We start from the raw sequence: 1,950 nt of genomic DNA, 5'->3' as shown, positions 1-1,950 counted from the left end.
ATCCTGTCTTTGACAGTTGAAGACTAAAAAAAGCTTGAGAAACCTTGATTTACAAGGTTTCTCAAGCTTTTTGTGTTTTTGAAAAAGTGAGTAATTTTTTTTATTTTTTTGTCATGTTTAAAATTTTTTTCATCTGTGTTTTTTTTATGATCTGATAGTCTGTTCGAAACCCATAAGTTTCATGTAGCACATCTGTAAAATCAGTTCTTGTGTAGGTTGGTATATAACCTTCGCCCTCAATCTCATAGAAATTCATTTCCTTCAGGCCGTTGATTATTTCTTGACACGTAAACCGATTGTCTAGTTTCTTTTCCAATAACCGATAAAGAACAAGTGATATAAAGCAGGAGGTAAAGTGCGCTTTAATTCTATCTTCGCGGCTTAGATACACCGGTCTTGCTTTAAACTCGCTTTTCATAATCCGAAAACATTCTTCAATTTCCCAGCGACGCTGGTTGATTTTGATGATGTCAAGGGCACTATCTTCGAGGTTCGTACATACCGCATAGAAGCCGTCATAAATTTCTTCGTTAAGGATAGTCTCGGTGTCTAGCGTATATACTGAAGTGTCGGCTATTTCGCCATCAGGTGTGCAACTGGTTTTCTTGATAAAGCGCTTATAATCATTCTGATTACTTTTTGAGATTTTAGTCGGATTCGTATCAATCGTCTTCTGAGCACGTTCAATTTGTGAATTGCGAATTTGGCGCTGATAATTTTTATATTTGATGGAATAGGTGACAATGAGCTTTTGTTCTAGGCCATTTTCTTTAATCCAGCGTTCTTTGTAGAAGCAGTAGTCTTTGTGTGCGTCCTCATCAATAGAGGAAATATCATAAGTTTTGTCATGACCTGAAAGATGCCAGCCTTTGGAATCAAGCGACCATTCCTTTAAATGCTTTTTTAGCTTCTTAATAGATTGAGTAGTAATAAAGGCACGCTCGCCCTTGTTGTTGAATTTTCTGTTGCTTTCAGAAGCCAGACCAGCATCAGTACAAACAACAAATTTGGAAAGCTTGAAATCAGACAGTATTTTTTCTTCCAAAGGTTTAAGAGTAATCTGCTCATTGGTATTACCGCTGTTGAGATTAAAGGCTAGGGGAATACCGTCGCCATCCATGAATAACCCCATTTGGATGATGGGATTGGGTCTGTGTTCTTTGGAAGCGCCATATTGTTTAAGGCCATCTTCCTGTTCGATTTCAAAAAAATAGTTTGTACAGTCATAATAGAGAATACCGGTATTTCTCTTTGAAAGTTTAAGACTGTTACTGTAAAGAGAAGATTGGATAAAATCGATTTCTTTTGAAATGACCTCAAGGGCCCGGTAAACATGCTGTAAATCAAAGTTGTGCTGTTCAATAAATTTTGAGGAATGTTGATAAGTTGCGAGCTTGGAAGAAGGAAAAAGGACTCGTCCGTAAAGGAGCCGCGACAGTACGGCATCCAGATCAAAAGTAAATTTATACTTCTTTGAAATTTCAGCACATACCTTATGCAGATTGAGTTCATGATAAATCTGTTGGAGAAAGAGATACCCGCCGTTAAAGGAGTGTTGTTGATCTTTAGAGATAATCTTAGATGGAGAGTATTTTACGATGACTTCGCGATTTTCAGCTTTTTCTATCGTATTGAGTTCAGCGATGTAAGCCTTTGCCCAAGCGATGGGATCATTGCCATTCAACTTTTTTAGTAGTTCGTCATATGTTCCGAGTTTTTCTACGATTTTAGATGAGTGTCTGCCATTTTCGTAAGTGGAACGGATGACATAAAGTGATTGTGCGTTTTTGGATTTAACGATATTCAACCGCATATAATATCCCTCCAATCCCTTTAATTATAACACAATACTCAACAATACTCAATATAAAAGTGGGAAAATTGACAAAAAAATAAACCTATTTCAAGGCTTCAAGGGGATTTTTTGATTGAACAAGTGTCAAAGACCCG

Annotated in this window: 1 protein-coding gene; it reads right to left on the bottom strand. The window is 37.0% G+C overall.

Annotated elements, in window-relative coordinates; translation table 11 throughout:
• Positions 1 to 100: 100 nt before the first annotated feature.
• Entirely contained in the window at positions 101 to 1,813 is a 1,713-nt protein-coding gene (locus BLR65_RS28755; RefSeq protein ID WP_093798265.1) for an IS1634 family transposase, read from the bottom strand.
• Between the last annotated feature and the right edge of the window lie 137 nt (positions 1,814 to 1,950).

This window comes from Sporomusa acidovorans, from assembly GCF_900101845.1.
GTDB classification, from domain to species: Bacteria; Bacillota; Negativicutes; order Sporomusales; family Sporomusaceae; genus Sporomusa; species Sporomusa acidovorans.
The sequence above is the reverse complement of the archived record's forward strand: the minus strand, read 5'-3'. Positions and strand labels throughout refer to the sequence as shown.

Coding starts and splice junctions, on each gene's coding strand:
- BLR65_RS28755 (WP_093798265.1), bottom strand. CDS start 1,813: ATGCGGTTGAATATCGTTAAATCCAAAAACGCACAATCACTTTATGTC.